This window comes from Natrinema sp. LN54, assembly GCF_052439245.1.
Taxonomy (GTDB): Archaea; Halobacteriota; Halobacteria; order Halobacteriales; family Natrialbaceae; genus Natrinema; species Natrinema versiforme_A.
Genome location: NZ_JBQVRP010000003.1, coordinates 224,631 through 245,465, shown reverse-complemented (window position 1 = coordinate 245,465; position 20,835 = coordinate 224,631). Strand labels below are relative to the sequence as shown.

General features: G+C 65.9%; 20 protein-coding genes. 9 read left to right on the top strand and 11 right to left on the bottom strand.

Annotation, left to right across the window (positions count from 1 at the left end; all coding sequences use genetic code 11):
- Positions 1-414: 414 nt before the first annotated feature.
- The 6 genes from radA to htpX form a co-directional block, all read right to left on the bottom strand.
- Complete coding sequence (gene radA, locus ACT4ML_RS10510) at positions 415-1,446, bottom strand: DNA repair and recombination protein RadA (protein WP_444720820.1); 1,032 nt, start codon at positions 1,444-1,446, stop codon at positions 415-417.
- 200 nt (positions 1,447-1,646) lie between these two features.
- Positions 1,647-2,855: an outer membrane protein assembly factor BamB family protein gene (locus tag ACT4ML_RS10505; protein ID WP_444720819.1), complete on the bottom strand. Its 1,209-nt coding sequence runs from the start codon at positions 2,853-2,855 to the stop codon at positions 1,647-1,649.
- A gap of 102 nt (positions 2,856-2,957) precedes the next feature.
- On the bottom strand, positions 2,958-4,577 hold the full coding sequence (locus ACT4ML_RS10500; RefSeq protein WP_444720818.1) for an ATP-binding protein: 1,620 nt from the start codon (positions 4,575-4,577) through the stop codon (positions 2,958-2,960).
- Between the two features lie 440 nt (positions 4,578-5,017).
- Positions 5,018-5,668 (bottom strand): PspA-associated protein PspAB, encoded by a 651-nt coding sequence (gene pspAB, locus ACT4ML_RS10495; protein WP_444720817.1) that lies wholly within the window; start codon positions 5,666-5,668, stop codon positions 5,018-5,020.
- Positions 5,669-5,751: 83 nt separating this feature from the next.
- Positions 5,752-6,003 (bottom strand): hypothetical protein, encoded by a 252-nt coding sequence (locus tag ACT4ML_RS10490; protein WP_444720816.1) that lies wholly within the window; start codon positions 6,001-6,003, stop codon positions 5,752-5,754.
- Positions 6,004-6,279: 276 nt separating this feature from the next.
- On the bottom strand, positions 6,280-7,167 hold the full coding sequence (gene htpX / locus ACT4ML_RS10485) for a zinc metalloprotease HtpX (protein ID WP_444720815.1): 888 nt from the start codon (positions 7,165-7,167) through the stop codon (positions 6,280-6,282).
- 308 nt (positions 7,168-7,475) lie between these two features.
- Between htpX and ACT4ML_RS10480 the strand changes: the two genes are divergently transcribed.
- From ACT4ML_RS10480 to ACT4ML_RS10460, 5 genes are all read left to right on the top strand, one after another.
- Complete coding sequence (locus tag ACT4ML_RS10480) at positions 7,476-8,264, top strand: creatininase family protein (protein ID WP_444720814.1); 789 nt, start codon at positions 7,476-7,478, stop codon at positions 8,262-8,264.
- A gap of 565 nt (positions 8,265-8,829) precedes the next feature.
- Positions 8,830-9,435 (top strand): GNAT family N-acetyltransferase, encoded by a 606-nt coding sequence (locus ACT4ML_RS10475; RefSeq protein WP_444720813.1) that lies wholly within the window; start codon positions 8,830-8,832, stop codon positions 9,433-9,435.
- Between the two features lie 77 nt (positions 9,436-9,512).
- Positions 9,513-10,178, top strand: a complete 666-nt coding sequence (thiE, locus tag ACT4ML_RS10470; RefSeq protein ID WP_444720812.1) for a thiamine phosphate synthase — start codon at positions 9,513-9,515, stop codon at positions 10,176-10,178.
- On the top strand, positions 10,175-11,005 hold the full coding sequence (thiM, locus tag ACT4ML_RS10465; protein WP_444720811.1) for a hydroxyethylthiazole kinase: 831 nt from the start codon (positions 10,175-10,177) through the stop codon (positions 11,003-11,005). The genes thiE and thiM overlap by 4 nt, the downstream gene beginning before the upstream one ends.
- 93 nt (positions 11,006-11,098) lie before the next feature.
- A complete protein-coding gene (locus ACT4ML_RS10460) occupies positions 11,099-11,371 on the top strand; it encodes a DUF7553 family protein (protein WP_444720810.1) in 273 nt (90 codons plus the stop codon).
- Positions 11,372-11,551: 180 nt separating this feature from the next.
- Here ACT4ML_RS10460 and ACT4ML_RS10455 read toward each other — a convergent pair whose 3' ends face one another.
- A complete protein-coding gene (locus ACT4ML_RS10455) occupies positions 11,552-12,184 on the bottom strand; it encodes a rubrerythrin family protein (protein WP_444720809.1) in 633 nt (210 codons plus the stop codon).
- Between the two features lie 154 nt (positions 12,185-12,338).
- Here ACT4ML_RS10455 and ACT4ML_RS10450 point away from each other — a divergent pair, with 154 nt between their 5' ends.
- Positions 12,339-13,559: a polysaccharide deacetylase family protein gene (locus tag ACT4ML_RS10450; protein WP_444720808.1), complete on the top strand. Its 1,221-nt coding sequence runs from the start codon at positions 12,339-12,341 to the stop codon at positions 13,557-13,559.
- 403 nt (positions 13,560-13,962) lie between these two features.
- Here ACT4ML_RS10450 and ACT4ML_RS10445 read toward each other — a convergent pair whose 3' ends face one another.
- On the bottom strand, positions 13,963-14,829 hold the full coding sequence (locus tag ACT4ML_RS10445) for a sulfurtransferase (RefSeq protein ID WP_138246557.1): 867 nt from the start codon (positions 14,827-14,829) through the stop codon (positions 13,963-13,965).
- Positions 14,830-15,107: 278 nt separating this feature from the next.
- On the opposite strand from ACT4ML_RS10445, the gene ACT4ML_RS10440 reads away from it, so the two are divergent.
- Together ACT4ML_RS10440 and ACT4ML_RS10435 are read left to right on the top strand one after the other, a co-directional pair.
- Positions 15,108-15,911, top strand: coding sequence for a sulfurtransferase (locus ACT4ML_RS10440; RefSeq protein WP_444720807.1), 804 nt, complete (start codon positions 15,108-15,110; stop codon positions 15,909-15,911).
- 73 nt (positions 15,912-15,984) lie between these two features.
- The gene (locus ACT4ML_RS10435) at positions 15,985-16,797 is read left to right on the top strand and encodes an aldo/keto reductase (RefSeq protein WP_444720806.1); all 813 of its coding nucleotides are present in this window, start codon (positions 15,985-15,987) and stop codon (positions 16,795-16,797) included.
- Between the two features lie 67 nt (positions 16,798-16,864).
- Here the strand turns inward: ACT4ML_RS10435 and ACT4ML_RS10430 are convergent, their stop codons facing one another.
- From ACT4ML_RS10430 to ACT4ML_RS10420, 3 genes are all read right to left on the bottom strand, one after another.
- The gene (locus ACT4ML_RS10430) at positions 16,865-18,325 is read right to left on the bottom strand and encodes a dihydrolipoyl dehydrogenase (RefSeq protein WP_444720805.1); all 1,461 of its coding nucleotides are present in this window, start codon (positions 18,323-18,325) and stop codon (positions 16,865-16,867) included.
- An 88-nt stretch (positions 18,326-18,413) separates the two neighbouring features.
- On the bottom strand, positions 18,414-18,920 hold the full coding sequence (locus ACT4ML_RS10425) for a hypothetical protein (protein WP_444720804.1): 507 nt from the start codon (positions 18,918-18,920) through the stop codon (positions 18,414-18,416).
- Positions 18,921-18,996: 76 nt separating this feature from the next.
- A complete protein-coding gene (locus ACT4ML_RS10420) occupies positions 18,997-19,218 on the bottom strand; it encodes a type II toxin-antitoxin system HicB family antitoxin (protein ID WP_444720803.1) in 222 nt (73 codons plus the stop codon).
- A 138-nt stretch (positions 19,219-19,356) separates the two neighbouring features.
- Here ACT4ML_RS10420 and ACT4ML_RS10415 point away from each other — a divergent pair, with 138 nt between their 5' ends.
- Positions 19,357-20,751 (top strand): signal recognition particle protein Srp54, encoded by a 1,395-nt coding sequence (locus tag ACT4ML_RS10415; RefSeq protein WP_444720802.1) that lies wholly within the window; start codon positions 19,357-19,359, stop codon positions 20,749-20,751.
- Positions 20,752-20,835 lie beyond the last annotated feature (84 nt).

Here is a 20,835-nt window from a genome sequence, read left to right as displayed (position 1 = left end):
GGTTTTTAGGCTAGCCTAAACAAATAAAAGCGTGTCGGATTTTAGGCTAACCTAAAACTTATGTCTGCGGCGCGGAGCGGGTCGAATTCCGCGTGTAGCGACGCGGTACGGCCGCCTCGATCGTGCTCGAAGGGGAACTCGGTCATCGACGGATCGGGTACTGACGGATCGACATCACCGCCGGCACCGGGACGAACAGGCGTCGATGCGCGGAAAACGACCGTAATGGGGGGCCGAAACGAACGACGTATGGACTGACAGAACTACCCATGCGACGGGGATTCGTTTAACTCGCCAGCATCGCGAGCGGCGTCGACGCAGGAGAGCTGTACTCGGATCAATAGCTACCGCTCGCGGGAGTTATACTCTCGAGTAGAAAAACGAAATCGGGAATCCGCCGCGACGGGTCGCGGTTTATTCGGGCTTCAGACCTTCGTCCTGGACGCGCATGACGGCTTCGCCGTCGGCGAGGTTCGGCGCGTCGACCAGTCGGACGATCCGCTTGTCGCCCTTGGACTTGCGCAGGTAGATTCGGAAGGTGGACTTGTGGCCGAGGATGTTGCCACCGATCGGCTGGGTCGGGTCGCCGAAGTAGGAGTCGGGGTTCGAGGCGACCTGATTGGTGACGATGACGGCGGCGTTGTAGAGGTTGCCGACCTTGTCTAAGTCGTGGAGGTGCTTGTTGAGTTTCTGCTGTCGGTCCGCGAGTTCGCCACGACCGACGTACTCCGCGCGGAAGTGGGCGGTCAGCGAGTCGACACAGAGCAGGCGGACGGGGTACTCCGAGTCCTCGTGTTCGCCCGCGAGTTCCTTCGCCTTCTCGGCGAGCAGCATCTGGTGGTTGGAGTTGAACGCCTTCGCGACGTGGATCTTCTCGAGGACGTCCTCGACGAGCGCGTCGACCGCGTCCTCGTCGTCGGCCGACCCCTCGATTTCGCGGTCCTCGAGCGTCGCGTTGATCGCGTCGTCGGGCAGTCCGCGGACCATGTCGTCGATCCGCTCGGGTCGGAAGGTGTCCTCGCTGTCCATGAAGATGGCGCTGCCGTGGAGCCCGCCGACCTCCTGTGGGAGCTGGACGTTGACGGCCATCTGGTGGGTGACCTGGGACTTCCCGGCACCGAACTCGCCGTATACTTCGGTGATCGACTGCGTTTCGATGCCGCCGCCGAGCAGGTCGTCGACCTCGCCGATGTGCCAGCTCAGCTTGCCGATTTCGTTCCGTCGCTCGAGCACGGTCGAGCCGGTTTCGAAGCCGCCGATGTCGGCGGCACCGCGGGCGGCGCGAACGATATCGGCGGCCGTAGACTCGCCGACGTCGGCCGTGTTCGACAGTTCCGACGGGGCGGCGACGGCGAGGCTCTGATAGGAGTCGAAGCCTGCATCGTGGAGTTTGTCTGCGGTCGCCGGTCCGACGCCGGGGAGTTCCTCGAGATCTGATTCGGGCATACTCCCTGCTTGTGCCGGACCCCCCATAAACCCTCGTTAACAGGGAAGTGAAAGTGAAAGTGCCGGAAAGCGGTGGGGTGAACTGAGACGGCAGCAACGGATTTAGGAGGAAAGGTGCGTGTCGGCGGCACGAATTGGTACCGCTCACTCAGTACGGCGGAGTGTGGCGACCTCGCGTCGGACCGCGGATCGCCGGCGGCTCAGTGGAGTTGCTCGTCGGCGTCCCACTCGAGACAGTAGAGTCGTTCGTCGTCGCTGCCAACGTAGAGCCGCTCCGGGGCGACCGCGGGCGTTCCCCTGATAGCGCCGTCGGCGGCGAAGTGCCAGTAGGGGCCGGGATCGGTGACGTCGATGCCGTAGAGCGACCCGCTCGCGTCGCCGACACAGAGCACGTCACCCGCGACGACGGGACAGGAACTGGCCGCTCCGTCGAGTTCGATTCCCTTGCGCGAGAACAGCCAGCCGCGCAGTTTGCGCCGGCCGACGGTCGTATCGGTGACGTGGAGATAGCCGTCCGCGGCTCCGATAACGGTCGTCTCCGCGGCCGGGAGCACGGTCGCGGAGGTGGTAAAGCCGTCGCGGATCTCGTAGGTGAACCACGTCTGGCCGGTGGCGGCGTCCAGCGCGACCATCGTCCCCTCGTCGTCGCCGACGTAGACCCGGCCGTCGGCGATCGTCGGCCCGGCCGCGACCGTGCCGCCGACCGGTGCCGTCCAGACTTCCTCGCCGGTCTCCGCCTCGAGCGACACCACCGTTCCGTCCGCGGTCCCGACGAAGGCTCGCTCCGCCGTCGTCGCCCACCGCCGATCGGGCTCCTCCCCGCGCTCCGCCGCGAGCAGATCCGAATCCATCGACTCGAGCAACTCCTCGCCCGGCTCTCCCTCCAGCGCCGATCGCCGTTGCTCCCCCTCCCGTCCGTCGGCGATCGCGGGCGAGCCGACGACGGCCGACTCGGTCTCGTGGGTCCACAGTTCGGTTCCGGTCTCGGCCTCGAGCGCGGAGAGACCGGCCGCGTGGCCGGCGTAGAGCCGCCCCTCGGAGAGCGCGAGCGGGGACTCGAGCGCGCCCGGTAGCTCTACGTGCCACTCCGCCTCGCCGGTACTGACATCGAGCGCGCGGACAGTGCCGTCCGCCGTCCCATAGTACAGCCGATCACGGTCGACGACCGGTGCCGCGTCGGTCGCGGCCTGCGTCTCGAACACCCACCGACGGCGACCGGTTCCCCGCTCGAGTGCGTAGCAGTTGCCCCGCGCCGTGCCGACGTAGACGGTGTCGCGGTCGAGTACCGGCGAGCCGACCGGGCCGACGAGGTCGGCCGTCCACGCCGCCTCGATCCGAGCCGGTCCCTCGATGTCGCGCCCGAGCCCCGAGTTTCGCGAATCGCCCTTGTACTGATTCCACTCCGTCACTGGCCGGGAGTACCGACCGAACCGGCATAATGGATGTGGAACGGCGACCGTGCTGACGGTCGGACGGGTGGCTGCTCGGGCAGAAGACTCGAGACGAAGCCGTCAGGCGGCGTGTGCCGCCGAGTCGGCCGCCTCGACGCCGGAGAACTCGAAACGGGCACCGCCGTCGGCGCTCTCGCCGACCGAGACGTCCCACCCGTGGGCGTCGGCGATGCTCCGGACGATATTGAGGCCGAACCCGGTTCCGTCGTCGTTCGTCGTATACCCCATCTCGAACACCGTCTGTCGCTCCTCGGGCGGGACTCCGGGCCCGTCGTCCTCGACGACGAACCCCGTGTCCGTTCGGCGGACAGTGACGGTCGCGCCCGGCCCCGCGTGTTCGATACTGTTTCGAAACAGGTTCTCGAGCAGTTGTCGAAGCCGTTTCCGGTCGCAGGATATCGTACCGAGGTCGCCGTCGACGTGAAGCCGTGCTTCCGAGGACTCGATCGTCGACCACGCCCTGTCGACGGCGGTTTGGAGCGAGACGGGACGGGATTCGTCGACAGTCTTCCCCTGTCTCGAGAGTGTCAACAGATCCCGAATGAGGTCTTCCATGCGGTCTAAGGCCGCCGCGACCCGGGACAGATTCTCGTCCACTCGATCGCCGTCCCCGTCACCGCCTCGCTGTTCGCGCGCGAGGTCGAGATGTCCCGTCGCGACGTTCAGCGGGTTCCGGAGGTCGTGGGAGACGACGCCAGCGAACGCGTCCAACCGCTCGTTCTGTCGGGCGAGTTCGCGCTCGTGGTCCGCCAGCCGTCGCCGGGCTTCGATCGATGCGACGGCGTGGCCGATCGTCTCGCCGAGTTCCGTCAGCACTTCCTGTTCGTATTCGTCGAACACGTTCCATCGGTCCGCGTAGATACTGAAGAAGCCGTAGACGGTCTCGTCGTGGACGATCGGGACGACCGCCAGCGACTGTACGCCGCGGCTCTCGAACAGGTCCCACCACGGTTCCATCGTCGGGTCCGCGAAGACGTCCGGGACGCACTGTATCTCTCCCGTCTCGATGGCGCGACCGCCGGCACCACCACCGGTCGGACTGTCGTCGACGGTGACGGTAATCGACTCGACGTACTCGTCGTCCAAGCCGGCCCACGCCACGGGACGAACCCGCTCCATACCGTCCTCGTACCGTCCGATCCAGACGCCTTCGTAGGGTTCGGACTCGCTCAACCGGTTACAGACGGCCTGCTCGAGGTCGGCTCGGTCGGTCTTGTTCACCACTTCTTGGGTCGCGATTCGGATCGTATCGTTGATGCGGTTCAATCGCTCGATGGACTGCTGTCGTTCCAGCCCTCGCACGTCGTAGACGCCGACCAGCAGGCCGACGAGGGCACCGAACGTCGCGACGTTGAGCATCGGGACGAACGGGTTGACCAGCGAGAATCCGATCACGACGACCGTCCCGAGCAGCCACGCACCCAACGCCGAGACCGCCAGCACGCCGGCACCCGCCCACGCCAGCATCCGGCCGACGAACTGGTTCGAGACCAACCGATCTCGAGCGAGCAACGCGCCGACGACCGTCACGACCATCGAGAGGGCAATCGGGGCGCCGTCGATGAGTACCTGCGCGAGCGTCGTCTCGAATCGGATGACGTTGACGAGATGTAAAAGAGAGAGGAGGACGCCGATCACGGTGATCAGCCGGCCGACGAACCGATTGGAAGTGACCCTCATCGAACTCCTCAGTAGTTAGTCGGACATGTGGCGCCGCGAGTATAGGCTCTCCGGCCTGCTGTCAAGCGAGCGGAACGAACGCGCGACTCACCGCTCCCAGACTGGGAGCGGCGAATCTGCCCGAGTCCGGGACTGGTCGGAATTGAGAGGGCGGCAGGAAAAGGGAGCAACTGGTGTATGGCGCAGTTGTGATGATGTGGTTTTGATGTGGCTTCCTGCCGCGTACTTCCCCGTATGCGAGGTACCGCAATACCAGTGACTCCTACACGATTTGGGAGTCCGCCGACCGGACGCACGAAACCGAGAGACGGGACGCTATCGGAGCCACTGAACCGATTTCCACACTGATCGCACGGTCGTCCGGTGATCCGATGCGTAGTGAGTTTCCGTGGCTACGATAGTCGTGTCCGGTCCGAATACTCACTTCGAATCGCGAGCCGTCACTCCCACGGATGAGTCCCGCCCTCGCTGGGCCAGAGCGGGTACCAGTAGTCCTTCTCGCGCTCGATCTCGAGTTCGCCGTCTAACGCCGACTCGAGGGTGAACTCGGCGCTCGAGTCCCGCTCTCGGCCGGATTTCGGGACGAAGGGGTAGAAGCGCCCGCGACGGAAGGAGTAGATCCAGTACGCCGACTCGCCCGCGCCGGCGGCCTCGCCGCCGCCTCGGTTGCCCAACGCGCCGCCGCGCTTTTCGTACGCGAAAACGGCCGCCAACAACCGCGAGCCGTAGCCGTGCTCGATGAACGTGTCCGCCGCGAAGTGCATGCTCGTGATCAGGTCCTCCGGATCGTCGTCCGCGAGGACGACCCAGTGGTAACCGTGGTCGTCCGCGGTGACCGAAAACTCCGTGCCCGTCTCCTCGCGACCGGCCTCGAGGATCGCTTCGACCTCGTCGACGGCCTCCCGGAAGTCGCTCGAGTCGACGCCGGAAAAGCAGAGCGCGCCCACGTCGAGCGACTCGTAGCCGAGATCGGCCTCCATCGTGAGGTAGGCGGTGCTCATCCCGAAGAGGTCGTCCGGGTCGGCGTCGCGTCCGGCGTCGGTCTCGGCGCGCGACCCGAGGATGGCGCGGAGTCCGTCGAGTAGTCCCATATCTCGAGTAGCGACGGCCACCCCTTAGAAGGTCTGCATTTCGCGCTCGATCGACTCCGCGATCGGGTGCGGCCCGCGATAGGCTATCTCGACTTGACGACGACCGTTGCGATCGTGCTCACCACGACACCACTACTGAACGCGAGTGCGAACCCGATTACGAGCGGCGTCGCGGCTCCGTCCGCGCCGAAAATAAGCCCCAGCAGGGCGAAGACCGCGAGGCCGGCGATGACCCAGTACCCCCGCTCGAGTGCGCGATTGAGGGGATCGATATCATCCGCAACGCCCGCGACGAGGCCCAGACCGGCACTGAGTACGAGAACGAGACTGGACATCGATTCCGGACCAGTGCTCGTCTCGAGTGCGGCCGCGATACCGACCCCGCCGAGTACGATCCCCGCGAGTAATTTTATAGCATTCGGAGGCACGTACTGACTATTGCTGTTCGCAGACATCCGGATGATTTCATCTACTACTTGTTGGTATAAAAACACCTAGTTCGACGGAGTGGTTCTACTCGCGGACTGGCTGACCACCGACCCCTGACCCGCCAGCTGTCGTCTACCGCCGATTCGAGGAACGATCCACACTCGAGTGGCAAGAGCCGACCCTTAGACGGCCTGCATTTCGCGCTCGAGGCTCCGGAGCTGTTCGACGCGCTTCTCCGTCGGTGGATGCGTCGAGAAGAGGCGACCGATGACGCCGGACTTGATCGGGATGATGAAGAAGGCGTTCATCTCGGCTTCCTCGCGCATGTCGTCTTTCGGGACCTTGTCCATCTCGCCCGAAATCTTCAGGAGTGCGGAGGCGAGCGCGGACGGATTGCCAGTGATCGCGGCCGCGCCGCGGTCGGCGGCGTACTCGCGGTACCGCGAGAGCGCCCGGATGAGCAGGTAGCTGATGATCCAGACGACCAGCGAGACGAGGATGGCGACGACGATGCCGCCGCCCCCGCCCTGCCGACCGCGGCCGTGGCCGCCGCCGAAGAACGCGCCCCAGCGGACCATCATGAACGCGATGGTCGAGAGGAACGAGGCGATGGTCATCACCATCATGTCGCGGTTCTTGACGTGGGCCAGTTCGTGGGCGAGGACGCCGTCGAGTTCCTCTTGGTCGAGCGTGTTCAGGATCCCGGTCGTCACGCAGACGGCCGCGTTGCGCTGGTTGCGCCCGGTCGCGAAGGCGTTCGGGACCTTCGAGTCGACGACCGCGACCTTCGGCTTCGGGAGGTCGGCCTGCTGCGAGAGCCGTTCGATCGAGCCGTGCAGTTGCGGGTACTCGTCGGCCGAGACCGTCTTCGCGCCCATACTCCGGAGCGTGAGCGTGTCGCTGAAGTAGTACTGCACGAGCGAGAACCCGCCGAAGAACAGCCCGAAGAGCAACAGTCCGCCGCCGACGTAGAGCGTGATCACGCCGGCGAAGACGATGTACAGCGCGAACAGCAGAAACATCGTCACGAACATTCGAAGCCGCAGTCCCCAGTCCGCCTGCCAGTTCATACCTAGACGAACGGGCTCCGGAGAAATAAGTACCCTGACGATACGCTCTCGACTACCCTCGAGCGCGGTCGGCTTCCGAATTCAATTTATCCTGACTTTCTCCACAGTCCCGCGAAAGAAAGACATTCGACGAGTGCCAACCCCCGCGTGCGGTTTCCGGGAGCCGTGGCGTCCCTGGCGGTTGGGGGCTCGCCCGGGACGCTTTTTCGTATACTGGCCGGTCAGACAGCGGGTCGACGACTGACGGAACGGCTTCACCGATCGTCCCCGAGTTATATTTGTGTTGACTGGTTCCGTCGAAACGACGAATGTCCTCCCCCGATTCGGTACTCCTCGAGGAGTGCACGTGGCCGGAAGTCGAAACGGCGTTCGAGAACGGAACGCGGACGGTGATCGTGGCGGTCGGCTCGATCGAGCAACACGGGCCGCACCTGCCGCTGAACATGGATACCCTCGACGGCGACGAACTCTCGCGACGGATTGCCGCGGAACTCGGTGATGCACTGGCAGCGCCGACGATTCGGCCCGGGTGCTCGGGTCACCACATGGAATTCCCGGGAACGATCACGATGCCACCGGAGACGCTGATGGACGTGATCCGCGCCTACTGCCGGTCGCTGGACGAGCACGGGTTCGAGCACGTCGTCCTCGTCCCGACCCACGGCGGGAATTTCGCGCCGGTCTCGACCGTCGCGCCCGAAATCGCTCGCGAGATCGATGCGTCCGTGATCGCCCTCGCGGACCTCGACGACCACATGGAACTGCTCAACGAGGGGCTCCGCGAGGCCGGCGTGGAGTACCAACAGGACGTGATCCACGCCGGGGCCGCCGAAACGGCCATGATCCTCGCGATCGAGAATGAGCTTGTCCGGACGGATCGACTCGAGGCGGGGCCGGAGGGGTCGATCTCCACCGCTCGACTCCTCAGTGAGGGGTTCGAATCGATCACTGAGAATGGCGTGTTGGGCGATCCCAGTGAAGCCACCGCCGACGCCGGCGAGGCGATTTTCGACGCCGTCACCGAGGCGTACGTCGAACGGATCGAAGCCGAGCGCGAGGCGGTCCGAGAGGAGACGGTGTATGACGCCAGTCCATGACAGCTCACCCTCGTGGAGATCCGAACACACCCGCTCGCAACCGATCTCGTGAACCCCTTCGTTTCGGATGGAGACCCCGTGACGTGGTCACGTCTGACGACGGCGCAGCGGCGTGATTCTGACACAGGCCCGACGACTCTTCCAGACACCCCGCCGTTTTGCGTAGCGCGGCGTGACTGTTCCGAAACGGAGCCGATCGCGGGCTGTGGAAGGTGTCGCAGTCGACTCGAGTCCGATCTCGTCTCGCCCACGCCACCGCTCGTTCTTTAAGTGCCTCTGGTCACAAGGTGGAGCTATGACGGGAAGTCGTCGTTTTCGAGGGGGCCTCACAGATTCCGCAGTTACAACGCTCTATCTCTCAGCCGGCACGTCCGCGCTCCCCGCGATCGTCCTTTAAGTGTCTCTGGTCACAAGGTGAAGATACGACGGACGAGCGCCCTTCTCGAGGCAGTTACGATCCACCAGCGACCAGTAGTGCGTTCGTTGCTATCCTCCAGTGCCGACTCTCCACGGTCCTCGAGCCGGCTTCAGCGAACTTATCTTCCGCGCACGGGAACCGGCGACCATGGAGTCCGACACGCGGATTCGCGTCGCGACCGCGGCGGACGCGGCCGCCGTCCGAGACATCTACGCCCCGTTCTGCGAGTCGACGGCGGTCACGTTCGAGGAGGCACCGCCCGACGAGGCCGAACTGGCCGATCGAATCGAATCGACCCTCGAGGACCACCCGTGGCTGGTCTGCGAGATCGACGGCGAGGTCGTCGGCTACACCTACGCAGGACCGCTGCGCAAGCGCCGTGCCTACCAGTGGGTCGTCGAACTGTCGGTCTACGTCGCCGAGTCGGCTCGCCAGTCCGGGGTGGGTCGCGCGCTCTACGAATCACTGTTCGCCGTCCTCGAGCGCCAGGGGATTCGGGACGCCTACGCCGTGACCACGGTTCCGAACCCCGAAACGGAGCGCTTCCACGAGCGGATGGGGTTCGAACGACTGGTCGATTTCCCCCGGATCGGCTACACGCAAGACGACTGGCAGGACGTGGCGTGGTGGCGACGACCCCTCGCCGAGAAGTCCGACGCGCCCGACCGGCCGCGCCCGTTTCCGGCGGTCTGCGAGGATGAGGACTGGGACTCGCTCGTGCGAACGGGTATCGAGTCCCTCGAGCGATCGTAGCGTGACTCTCTGGGCGAGCGATGCGTCCGGCTCTCTCGACCGAAGCCGCTTAGTGTGACCACCGACTGGTATCGGGCGTGAATCCCTCGAACTGGCGGACCTACCTCGTGACGCAGGCGTCGCTGTCGGCCGACCGGTCGACGCCCGACATCGTCCGCGCGGCCATCGACGGCGGTATCGACGCCGTCCAACTGCGCGAGAAGGATACGAGCGCCCGTTCCCGGTACGAACTCGGCCTGGAGGTGCGCGAGCTCACGGCTGAGGCGGGCGTCGAGCTGATCGTCAACGACCGCGTCGACATCGCGCGGGCGATCGACGCCGACGGGGTCCACGTCGGCCAGTCCGACCTGTCGGTCGCGGTCGCCCGCGATCTGCTGGGGCCGGACGCGATCGTCGGCTGTTCGGCGTCGACGGTCGCGGACGCCCGGGACGCGGAAGCCGAGGGGGCGGACTACCTCGGCGTCGGCGCGGTCTACGGAACCGCCTCGAAGGACGTCGATCCGGACGAGGACGGGATCGGGCCGGAACGGATCGCCGACATCGCCGACGCGGTCTCGATCCCGATCGTCGGGATCGGGGGCATCACGGCCGACAACGCCGCCCCGGTCGTCGAAGCGGGTGCGGCGGGCGTCGCCGTCATCTCCGAGATCACGGCGGCCGCGGACCCGCGAGCCGCGACCGAATCGCTTGCTCGAGCCGCCGAAACGACGAAGGCGGTCGACGCCGGAGGCAACGGACGATGAGCGTTACAGACACAGCCGCCGCCGACCTCGCGGAGTCGGTCCGAGCGGTCCGGGAGACGGAGCCGCTCGTCCAGCACCTGACCAACACGGTGACGATCAACGACGTGGCGAACCTGACCCTGCACTGGGGCGGGCTCCCCGTGATGGCCGACTCCTTCGGGGACGCCGGCGAGATGGCCGAACTCGCGCGCGCGATCACGATCAACATCGGACAGGTCCCCGACGCCCGCGTCGAGGCCATGCACGAGGCCGCCCGGAAAGCCAACGAGCGCGGGATTCCGGTCGTCCTCGACCCCGTCGGCGTCGGCTCGACGCCCTCGCGCGAGGCGGTCGCCGAGAGCCTCCTCTCGGAGATCGATTTCACCGTCATCAAGGGCAACTACGGCGAGATCAGCGCGCTCGCCGGCGTCGAGGCCGACGTGAAAGGCGTCGAATCCGTCGGCGACTACGAGGAGATCGAGAAGACGGCGCAATCCCTCGCGGAATCGACCGGCGCGATCGTCGTCGCCTCGGGCGTCACGGACGTCGTCGCGGACGCCGACGGCGCGGTTCGAGTCGCCGCCGGCCACGAGACGCTCGGCGAGGTCGTCGGCACCGGCTGCATGCTCGGCGCGACCGTCGCGACCTTCTGTGGCGCGCTCGAGGACGACCGCGAAGCCGCCGTCCACGCCACGCTCGCGTTCGGCATCGCCGGTGAGCGCGCCGCCGAGATGGACCACGCGGGCCCGGGAAGCTACCGAACGAACTTCCGCGACGCGGTCGCCGGCGTCACCGGCGAGGTCGTCGCTGACCTCGAGCTCGAGGATCGGCTCGAAGAGATCCTCTGAAACGGGGTCGAGTGGACCGTCTGTCCAGCCGGAACTTCCAGTTCCCGGGATCGTACTGAAACCGTTTTAATACCGCCGCGTGAACTGTCGACTATGGCTCGAGACGAACTCGAGAACGCGGCCGAGTCGATCGAGGAGGCGGCGACGGCCGCGTCCGACGACGAGGCACGGGATCGGCTCCAGAACCAAGCGGCGAAGTTCGAGGATTACGCCACGGCCGATAGCGGCCCGGACCACGGCCAACTCGCGCGCCACGAACACATCCTGAAAGACATCGCCGACGACGAGGGCGGCGACGCCGCGGCGTCGATCGACGACGCGCTCGAGGCGATCACGGAGTTCCGTTCGACGCTCGAAGGCGTTTGAGGGCGCGAGAAGGGCGTTTTTTGCGGGTCGGGAAATCGCAGATACCGAGCGACGGTATCGGAACTCGAACTGCGACTCGCGACGCTGCGCTCCGAATCGAGGTGTCTGCGCTGGAGTACATCCGATACCAGCGAGCGGCCCGCTTTCTACGCTCGCGGATGGAAACGCACTACTCTCGCGTTAGCAGACCGGCTTCGGGTTCGCGCCCATCCCCTCGAGCGTCTCGACGTACTCGTCGTAGGCGGCCTGAATCGCACCCGTCGCGGCCTCCCGTGCGCGCTCCCAGTCCTCGTCGCCCTCACAGACAGTCTCGAGAAGGGCGGTCGCGCGCTCGAGTTGGTCGTCTAAGTCCTCGCCGAAGCCGCGGAACAGGCTGGCGGTCTGAGGGTCGGCGTCGCCGACGAAATAGCCGACGACCTGCTCTTTCGAGCGCTGGCTCGCGAGGATGCGGCCGACGAGCGCGCCGACACGGGAAACGGTGTCTTCCTGCTCGCGGAGGAACTCGTGGAGCTGCGGGGTGTCGGTCGGTTCGTACTCGTCGTCGAGTTTCCCGTCGACGGTCTCGTAGTGGTCCTGCTCCTCGTCGGCCGTGGCCTCGAAGGCCTCGCGGGCCTCGTCTACGGCCTCGTCGTCGGCCCACGCGAGGAACGTCTGCCACGCGGCGTACTCGGCGTCGGCAGTCGCCTCGAGGACGGGTTCGGTGTCGATCTCGCCGCCGGTGTCGGCGTACAGCGACTTCGAGGAGCCGAGTCGCGAGAGCGCGGTCTGGTTGTCTTCGCTGACGGTCTCGACGAACGTATCCGAATCGCTCATACGGTAGGTTTCGGGCGGCCACGGGTTAGGTTTATCGTGACGGCTCCGCGGGTCCGGCCGTCGTCTCGGGCGTCGATATGGGCCGGTTACTGTTCGACCGTTGAACCCCAACGCCAGCATAACAATTACCGTACTCGGATTTTCCTCGATCGGAATGAAACGACGAGCGTATCTCGTGACGGCCGCCGCAGCGACGCTCGGTGGCTGTTCCGCCCTGAGCGATTCGGAAACATCGGACGACCCCGACGACGAGGACGAGACCGACTCCTCCGACTCCTCGGACACGATCGACGAGGAGCCCGGGTCGTTCGATCAGTTCGACGACCTCTCGATGTGGGAGGTGATGGAAGGCTCGCTCGAACTCGACGACGAGCGGGCGTACGTCGGCGACCAGTCCGGCCGCATGACGGCCGACGAATCCGAAGAGCGGGTCATGATCAAACGCCGGTTCGACTCGCTGCGGGATCTCTCCGACGAGTTCCCCGCGCTGGCGTTCGCGACCGAGGACGACGTCGATCCGGTCGTCCAACTCTCCGATACCGACGGGAATCGGCTGCTCCTCCAGTGCAACGTCGAGCCCGGACTCCCGTTCGCACACCACGACCTCGGAGTCATCGACACCGTCGGCGATCCCGACCTGAGCGCGATCAAGCACATCAAGATCTCCGTGTGGACGAGCGAGGACCAATCGGCCACGCTCTGGGTCGACGACCTCCAGTTCGTCTCCCGACCGGAGACGGGGAAGGTCCTCATCCAGTTCGACGGCGGCACCGAAACGGCCTACACGCAGGCCCGCTCGACGCTGTCGGAGTACGACTACCCAGCGACGGCCTTCGTCCCCACCGACCGCGTGGGCGCGAGCGGCTATCTCGATCAGGACCAGCTCGAGACCCTCCAGAGCGACGGCTGGACGATTGGCAGTCAGGCGACGACCGGCAGCGGGCTCGCCGGCGACAGCGAGTCCGCCCAGCGCGACCAGATCGAGGGCGCCGTCGAGTGGCTCGAGGACAACGGCTTCGAGGACGGTGCCGATTACTTCTCGTATCCGCTCAACCGCTACGACGAGACGACCCTGGGCATCGTCGAGGAGACCCACGACGTCGGCTTCGTCGGCGGCTACGCCGGCCACGGAAGCCTGCTGAACCCGGCACTCGCCCCGCGAACGGTCAGCCCGTCCGCCGACGAGGCACAGCAACTCCTCGAGTGGACGGCCCAGTTCCGGACGATCACGACGCTCACCTACACCGATCTCTCCGGCGACTCGGCGGCGGCGTTCGAGGGGATGGTGTCGGCGCTCGACGACCTCGAGTCGGCCGGCGACCTCGAGGTCATCACGCCGGACGACCTCGCCTCGGACTACATCCAAGAGGAGTAGTCGGCCGACAGACGGTCTGGGTTGAGAACGCGGTCCGTTTCGGATTGACCGACCTCTATTTTATGCGAGTCCGTTGCCAGCAAATAGCGCAAGCGCTTCTTCTCTGTTAGTCGCCACAGTGGGCGAAGATGACTCTTTGCGGGCTCTCCGCTCGAGTGCAGCAGAAACGGGAATCGGTGCCGCTTCACTCCGCTCGCTCACGGCGTCCGCCGTTCGCGCAAACCGAGGTCTCCCTGCGGTCGACCTCGCGTCAGTCGTCCGCTTCGCCCGTTCCGCGGTTCGCCTGACGGCTCACCGCTCCACTACGAGGCTTTGACTTCGCTACGCTCAGTCGTCAGCCTCGCCCTGCTCCACGGCTCACTTCGTTCGCCGTTCCGCTACGAAGCGGACTTCTTCACTTCGTTCAGTCGTCCGCTTCGCCCGTCTCGATCGGCGCGTTGACGAGATTACCCCACTCGGTCCAGGACCCGTCGTAGTTGACGGTGTCATCGTAGCCGAGCAGTTCGTGAAGTGCGAACCATGCGACGGACGAGCGCTCGCCGATGCGGCAGTAGGCGACGGTCGTCTCGTCGCCGTCGATGCCTTCCTCGGCGTAGAGCTCCTCGAGCTCGTCGCGGTCCTTGAAGGTGCCGTCGTCGTTGGTCACGGCGGCCCACGAGATGTTCTGTGCGCCGGGGATGTGGCCGCCGCGCTGGGCGGTCTCCTGCAGGCCGGAGGGCGCGAGGATCTCGCCTTTGAACTCCTCGGGCGAGCGAACGTCGACCAGCGGCACGCCGCGGTCGATCGCGTTCTCGACGTCCTCTCGGTACGCGCGGATGCTCTCGCGCGGGCCGGCGGCGTCGTACTCGGTCGCCGAGAAGTCGGGCTCCTCGTCCGTGGTCGGGTAGTCGTTCTCGAGCCAGTATTCGCGGCCGCCGTCGAGCAGGTAGACCTCGTCGTGACCGTAGTACTTGAACTGCCAGTAGGTGTAGGCAGCGAACCAGTTGGAGTTGTCACCGTAGAGGACGACCGTGTCGTCCTCGCTGATACCGTGACTGCCGAGGAGGTCCTCGAAGTCCTCCTTGTCGAGGATGTCTCGCTGGGTCTGGTCCTGAAGCTGGGTTTCCCAGTTGAACCCGACCGCGCCGGGCGCGTGTTCGTCCTCGTAGGCTTCCGTGTCGACGTCGACCTCGACCAGTCGGAGGTCGGAATCGTCGTCCTGGAAGTCGTCGAGTCGGTCGGCGACCCAATCGGCCGTGACGAGTACGTCGTTGGCGTAGTCGTTTGCCATACCCGTGCCTTCGACGCCGACACACAAAGGGACTACTTAACCGGTCAATTCGGACACCGATCGACTCTGACGGAAACACTTGCCGCATCCATCAAAGCCGATCACAATCACCGTTCGTACAGGGGCTGTATTCGTCGGATTCGCGCGGTATTCGATATATAGGACGCTACACAGGTCAGATCCCCCACCAAAAACAAGCAAGAGTTGCCACTGTCCCGGTAACCGAAACCGGGACGAAACCGGTGCGTACTCGAGTCTCCGTTCCGAACGACGGCCTAATGGACGACTCCGTCGTCGTTTCCCCCGACTGGCTCGCATCGCGTCTGGACGATCCGCAGGTCCGCGTCGTCGACGTCAGAGACGCCTGGGAGTTCGACGGGATCGGGCACCTGCCCGGCGCGGTGAATATCCCGTTCGACAGCTACCGCGACGAGAGCGACGTCGACCGCGGGACGCTGCCGGGCGCCGAGGCCTTCGCGGACCTGCTCGGCGACGCGGGGATCAGCGAGGATGACACGATCGTCGCCTACGACGACACCCACGGCGTCTTCGCCGCCCGGTTCGTGCTCACCGCCCTCGAGTACGGCCACGACGACGTGCGCCTGTTAGACGGCGACTACAGCGCGTGGAACCAGTCCCACGAGACGACCAGCGAGACTCCCGAGATCGAACCGACCGACTACAAGGCCGACCCGCTCTCGCCCGAGGAGAGTCCGCTGGTCGGCTACGACGCCGTCGCGGACGCCCTCGAGCGCGACGCCGTGTTCGTGGACACGCGCGAGCAGGCGGAGTTCGAGGAGGCCCGCTTGCCGGGCGCGGTGCTGTTCGACTGGCGCGAAGTCGTCGACGACGAGACGCGGCGACTGAAGCCCGAGGCCGAACTCGAGGAACTACTGGCCGACCACGGGATCACGCCGGACCGCGAGATCGTGCTCTACTGCAACACCGCGCGCCGGATCAGCCACACCTACGTCGTCCTCAGAGCGCTCGGCTACGAGAACGTCCGCTTCTACGAGGGGAGTCTCACGGAGTGGCTCGCCAACGACGGCGAGGTCGAGAGCGGCCCGGTCGCGTCCGAGTGAGCCCCGAATCGGTAGCGGGAATCCGTGCGGGTGATCGGAAGACCCATCCACCGGTATCGAGTACGCCGCACCGATGGCCCGCGATTCTTTGCCGAGCATCGGCCTCGGCACCTATTCCGAGGACGACCGCGAGCAGTGGCGCGACACCGTCGAGACGGCGCTGAACGTCGGCTACCGCCACGTCGATACGGCACAGGTGTACGAGAACGAACGGTACGTCGGCGAGGCGCTTCGGTCCGCGTCCGTCGACCGCGAGGACGTCTTCCTCTCGACGAAGACGGTCCACCACGACGTCCCGCCCGAACCCGCGGTCGTTCCCGACGCGATCGACGGCTGCCTCGAGCGCCTCGGCGTCGAGACCGTCGACCTCCTGTACGTTCACTGGCCCTCCGGCATCTACGACCACGAGGCGGTCCTGCCCGCCTACGACGAGGCCTATCAGGCGGGGAAGACTCGCCGCGTCGGACTCTCGAACTTCACGCCCGACCTGCTCGACGAGGCGCTCGAGGTCCTCGACGCGCCGCTGTTCGCCCATCAGGCCGAGATGCATCCCCTGCTGCCACAGGAGGAACTGGTCGCTCACGCACAGGACCACGACTACCGGTTCGTCGCCTACTCGCCGCTGGCCAACGGCGAGATACTCGACGTGCCCGAAATTCAGCGGGTCGCCGAGAAACACGACGCGACGCCGGCGCAGGTGTCCCTCGCGTGGCTCCTCGATCACGACAACGTCGCCGCGATCCCGAAAGCGAGCAGTCGCGAGCATCTCGAGCAGAACCTGGCTGCGCGAGCGCTCGAACTCGACGACGACGACATCGAACTGATCGACTCGATCGATCGTCGACAGCGCGTGATCGACCCCGATCACGGGCCGTGGAACTGGTGAACCGCGGCGACTCCCAAGGAGACGGAGCCGTCAGCGGCCGCCCTCGGATCGCCCTCCGTCGGGGCGATCACGAGACGTCTCGCCAGTCCGGTGCCGTCGAGTACGCCGCGTCCGAGAGGTCGTCGAACGCCGCGTAGACCACCTCGTTCAGCGCGGGATGGACGTGAACCGGCTCAGCCACGTCGTCGACGGTGCCGCCGCCGTCCATCGCGACCACCACCTCGTGGAGCAGCGTCGCGGCCTGCGGGCCGACGATGTGACAGCCCAGAATCTCGCCGTCCGGTGCGGTGATGGCCTTCACGAACCCCTCGTCGGCCTCGAGGATCATCCCCATCGGCGCGGTCTCGTAGGGAACCGTTACGGCGTCGTAGTCGCGACCTTCGGCCTCGAGTTCGCCCTCCGTTCGGCCCACGCTGGCGACCCGCGGGTCGGTGAAGATCGCGTGGGGCACCGCCTCGTAGTCGACCGTTCGCCCGGCGTCGTCGAGGACGTTCGCCGCGACGGTTTTCGCCTCGTAGTCGGCCGCGTGCTTGTACGGCTGCTCGCCGAGTACGTCGCCCAGCGCCCAGACGCCGTCGGCGGTCGTCGCGAGCGTCTCGTCGGTCTCGACGTACCCCTTGTCGTCGCTCTCGACGCCCGCGGCCTCGAGGTCGAGCGTGTCAGTGTTGGGTCGCCGACCGGTCGCGAGCAGGAGTTCGTCGGCGGTGAGTTCGACCGTCTCGCCCCCGTCACCGTCGTCGCCAGTATCGCCATCGCTATCGCCGTCGCTCGGCTCCGCGGTCACGACGACCGCGTCGTCGCTCTCTTCGACCGCGGCCGCCTCGTAGCCGGTGTAGACGTTGCAGTAGGTCTCGAGTGACTCGGTCACGGCCGCGCTGACATCGTTGTCCTCCCGCGGAACGAGTCGGTCGCTGCGGCCGACGATCGACACGTCGGTGCCGAGCGCGCCGAAGAAATAGCCCAGTTCGGCGCCGATGTAGCCGCCGCCGACGATCACGAGTTCGTCGGGTTGCTCCTCGAGGAAGAGCGCGTCGTCGCTCGTACGGAAATCCACGTCCTCGAGGCCGTCGATCGGCGGGACCATCGGGCGGCCGCCGACGGCGATGACGACGGTGTCGCCGCGGATTCGATCGTCCTCTCCCTCGCCGTCCGCTGCATCGATTTCGACCGTGCGATCGTCGACGAACCGGCCCTCGCCGCGGTAGAGGGTAACGTTCTCGCTGTCCTGTAGGCTCGATTCTTGGTTCTCTGCCTTCTCGTAGACAGTGTCGTGGATCGAGGCCGTGATCTCGCCGTACTCGGCGTCGTTTAACGCCGCGGGGATGCCGAAGTTCTCGGCCCCTCGAACCTCCTCCATGATATCCGCGCGGTGGATGAGCGCCTTCGAGGGCACGCAGCCGCGAGTGATACAGGCACCGCCGAGCGGCCCGGGTTCGACGACGGCCGCCTCGAGGCCCCGGTCGGCGGCCGCGGTCGCGACCTGACTGCCCGAGCCGCCGCCGAGCACGACGATATCGTACGCGTCCATACCCCACCCGACCACGGACGGCCGCCTAAAACGAGCGCCTGCTATGCCCGACACCCTCCTCGTTCGCCAGTGGGGGCGACGGGCAGCGCTACCTGCTTCGTCGACCGACGATGGTTATGGGCGCAGTGCCGGCGTATCCGTGGCTCCCGTCGTCGCTGCGTTCCCATTCGAGTCGTCCCATCGATTCGTCACCGTCGAATCCCGTCTCGTCGGTCCGGAAGTGCAGGAGACGATCCTCCCGACCGTCGCCGGTCACGTCAGCGACCGTGTCGTGGACCGGTCGCGCACCGCCGCCGTCGGCGACGATGTCGGGTGCGCCGAACCGGTACCGAACGGCCTCACTCGTCGGGTCGAACTCGTCAGTCTGTACGACCGCGACGGGGACCATGCCGCAGCTGTCGGGATTGATCGGTGCCGTGTCGCTGCCCGGCCTGATCTCGATCTCGAGTTCCGGCGGGAAGTGTGCGGCCGCCTGGCCGCCGAGCGTCGCGATTCCGAGACCCGTTGCTATAAGCCCCGTTCCCGCTCGAAGGACGCGTCGACGAGCGACCGAGGACGCAGTTCGTTCCGTCGAAGCCTGTCGTGAGTCGTCCATACGTCGGGCTATCGTTCGCCCCAGTATCCGATAGTCACTCTGGTCCAATCGTAGAAAACACGGCTCGTTAGCCGTCTTACAGCCAGTCGTCGCCCGTATCGTCCGCCGATGCCTCCCGGTAGGACTCGACCGCCGCCGCGAGGTTCTCGAGGGCGTCTTCCGGCGTCTGGCCCTGACTCGAGACGCCGGTGTCCTCGTCGTCGGCGATGTGGAGGCCGTGGTCGTTTTGTCGCATGGTCACGTCCGCATCGGCGAGGGCCTCGTACTCCGAGGGGTCGACGTCTGCATCGGAACTCATGGGCGGGGATTGGCCCGCTCGAGTGAAATACGCATCGACGACGCACGCGGTCCGCCGTGTCTCGGTCCCGTTCGAACCGGATCGTTCGTGTCGGTCGTAGAAAAAGCCTTTAACGCCATCGCCACGTATACCGAGCAAATGGTACTCGACGATCTCGGGACGTCTCTGCGGGGGACCTTGGACAAGCTCCGCGGGAAGTCGCGACTCAGCGAAGAAGACATCGAGGAGATCGTCAAGGAGATCCAGCGATCGCTGCTCTCCGCCGACGTCGACGTCTCGCTCGTGATGGAGCTGTCGGACAACATCGAGGAGCGCGCCTTAGAGGAGGAACCGCCCGCCGGCACCCCGGCGCGGGACTTCGTGCTCCGCATCGTCTACGAGGAACTGGTCGATCTCATCGGCGACTCGACCGAGTTGCCCCTCGAGGAACAGACGATCCTCCTTGCGGGCCTGCAGGGGTCGGGGAAGACGACCTCCGCCGCGAAGATGGCATGGTGGTTCTCCACGAAGGGGCTGCGCCCGGCGGTCATCCAGACGGACACCTTCCGACCCGGCGCGTACGATCAGGCCGAGGAGATGGCCGAGCGCGCCGAGGTCGACTTCTATGGCAACCCGGACAACGACGACCCGGTCGAGATCGCCCGGAAGGGACTCGAGGAGACGAGCGACGCCGATGTCCACATCGTGGACACGGCCGGTCGCCACGCGCTCGAGGACGACCTGATCGACGAGATCGAGCAGATCGAGGGCGTCGTCGACCCCGATACCTCGCTGCTCGTCCTCGACGCGGCGATCGGACAGGGCGCGAAAGAGCAGGCCCAGCAGTTCGACGAGTCGATCGGCATCGACGGCGTCGTCATCACGAAGTTAGACGGGACGGCGAAAGGTGGCGGCGCGCTGACTGCCGTCGACCAGACCGATTCCTCGATCGCCTTCCTCGGGACCGGCGAGGAGGTCCAAGACGTCGAGCGCTTCGAGCCCGACGGCTTCATCTCGCGGCTGCTCGGCATGGGCGACCTCTCCCAACTGGCCGAGCGCGTCGAGCGCGCGATGGAGCAGACCGACATGGAGGAAGAGGACTGGGACCCCGAGGACATGCTGCAGGGCCAGTTCACCTTAAACGACATGCAAAAGCAGATGGAGGCGATGAACAACATGGGGCCGCTCGATCAGGTCATGGACATGATCCCCGGGCTCGGCGGCGGGATCAAGGACCAACTCCCCGAGGACGCCATGGACGTCACCCAAGAGCGGATGCAGACGTTTACGGTGATCATGGACTCGATGACCGAGGCCGAAAAGGAGTATCCGAAGGCCATCGGTGCGAACCAGATCCAACGCATCGCCCGCGGGTCGGGGACCGAGGAAGAACAGGTCCGCGAGCTGCTCCAGCAGTACAAGATGATGGAGCGCACGATGAAGCAGTTCCAGGGGATGGGTTCCGAACAGGAGATGCAGCGCATGATGCAGCAGATGCAACAGGGCGGCGGTGGCGGAGGCGGCGGCATGGGCGGTATGGGTCCGTTCGGGTGAGCTACCGCCCGTTTTCGACTCGAGGCATCGACCTCTCTTTCACCTCGAGCGCACAGTCCGGTCGCGCCGAGTGACACTCGCTGT

What these genes read in the sequence shown, in the direction of transcription:
- radA (WP_444720820.1), bottom strand. Translation starts at nt 1,446, where the DNA reads ATGCCCGAATCAGATCTCGAGGAACTCCCCGGCGTCGGACCGGCGACC.
- ACT4ML_RS10500 (WP_444720818.1), bottom strand. Translation starts at nt 4,577, where the DNA reads ATGAGGGTCACTTCCAATCGGTTCGTCGGCCGGCTGATCACCGTGATC.
- pspAB (WP_444720817.1), bottom strand. Translation starts at nt 5,668, where the DNA reads ATGGGACTACTCGACGGACTCCGCGCCATCCTCGGGTCGCGCGCCGAG.
- ACT4ML_RS10490 (WP_444720816.1), bottom strand. Translation starts at nt 6,003, where the DNA reads ATGTCCAGTCTCGTTCTCGTACTCAGTGCCGGTCTGGGCCTCGTCGCG.
- htpX (WP_444720815.1), bottom strand. Translation starts at nt 7,167, where the DNA reads ATGAACTGGCAGGCGGACTGGGGACTGCGGCTTCGAATGTTCGTGACG.
- ACT4ML_RS10480 (WP_444720814.1), top strand. Translation starts at nt 7,476, where the DNA reads ATGTCCTCCCCCGATTCGGTACTCCTCGAGGAGTGCACGTGGCCGGAA.
- ACT4ML_RS10475 (WP_444720813.1), top strand. Translation starts at nt 8,830, where the DNA reads ATGGAGTCCGACACGCGGATTCGCGTCGCGACCGCGGCGGACGCGGCC.
- thiM (WP_444720811.1), top strand. Translation starts at nt 10,175, where the DNA reads ATGAGCGTTACAGACACAGCCGCCGCCGACCTCGCGGAGTCGGTCCGA.
- ACT4ML_RS10460 (WP_444720810.1), top strand. Translation starts at nt 11,099, where the DNA reads ATGGCTCGAGACGAACTCGAGAACGCGGCCGAGTCGATCGAGGAGGCG.
- ACT4ML_RS10455 (WP_444720809.1), bottom strand. Translation starts at nt 12,184, where the DNA reads ATGAGCGATTCGGATACGTTCGTCGAGACCGTCAGCGAAGACAACCAG.
- ACT4ML_RS10450 (WP_444720808.1), top strand. Translation starts at nt 12,339, where the DNA reads ATGAAACGACGAGCGTATCTCGTGACGGCCGCCGCAGCGACGCTCGGT.
- ACT4ML_RS10445 (WP_138246557.1), bottom strand. Translation starts at nt 14,829, where the DNA reads ATGGCAAACGACTACGCCAACGACGTACTCGTCACGGCCGATTGGGTC.
- ACT4ML_RS10440 (WP_444720807.1), top strand. Translation starts at nt 15,108, where the DNA reads ATGGACGACTCCGTCGTCGTTTCCCCCGACTGGCTCGCATCGCGTCTG.
- ACT4ML_RS10435 (WP_444720806.1), top strand. Translation starts at nt 15,985, where the DNA reads ATGGCCCGCGATTCTTTGCCGAGCATCGGCCTCGGCACCTATTCCGAG.
- ACT4ML_RS10430 (WP_444720805.1), bottom strand. Translation starts at nt 18,325, where the DNA reads ATGGACGCGTACGATATCGTCGTGCTCGGCGGCGGCTCGGGCAGTCAG.
- ACT4ML_RS10425 (WP_444720804.1), bottom strand. Translation starts at nt 18,920, where the DNA reads ATGGACGACTCACGACAGGCTTCGACGGAACGAACTGCGTCCTCGGTC.
- ACT4ML_RS10420 (WP_444720803.1), bottom strand. Translation starts at nt 19,218, where the DNA reads ATGAGTTCCGATGCAGACGTCGACCCCTCGGAGTACGAGGCCCTCGCC.
- ACT4ML_RS10415 (WP_444720802.1), top strand. Translation starts at nt 19,357, where the DNA reads ATGGTACTCGACGATCTCGGGACGTCTCTGCGGGGGACCTTGGACAAG.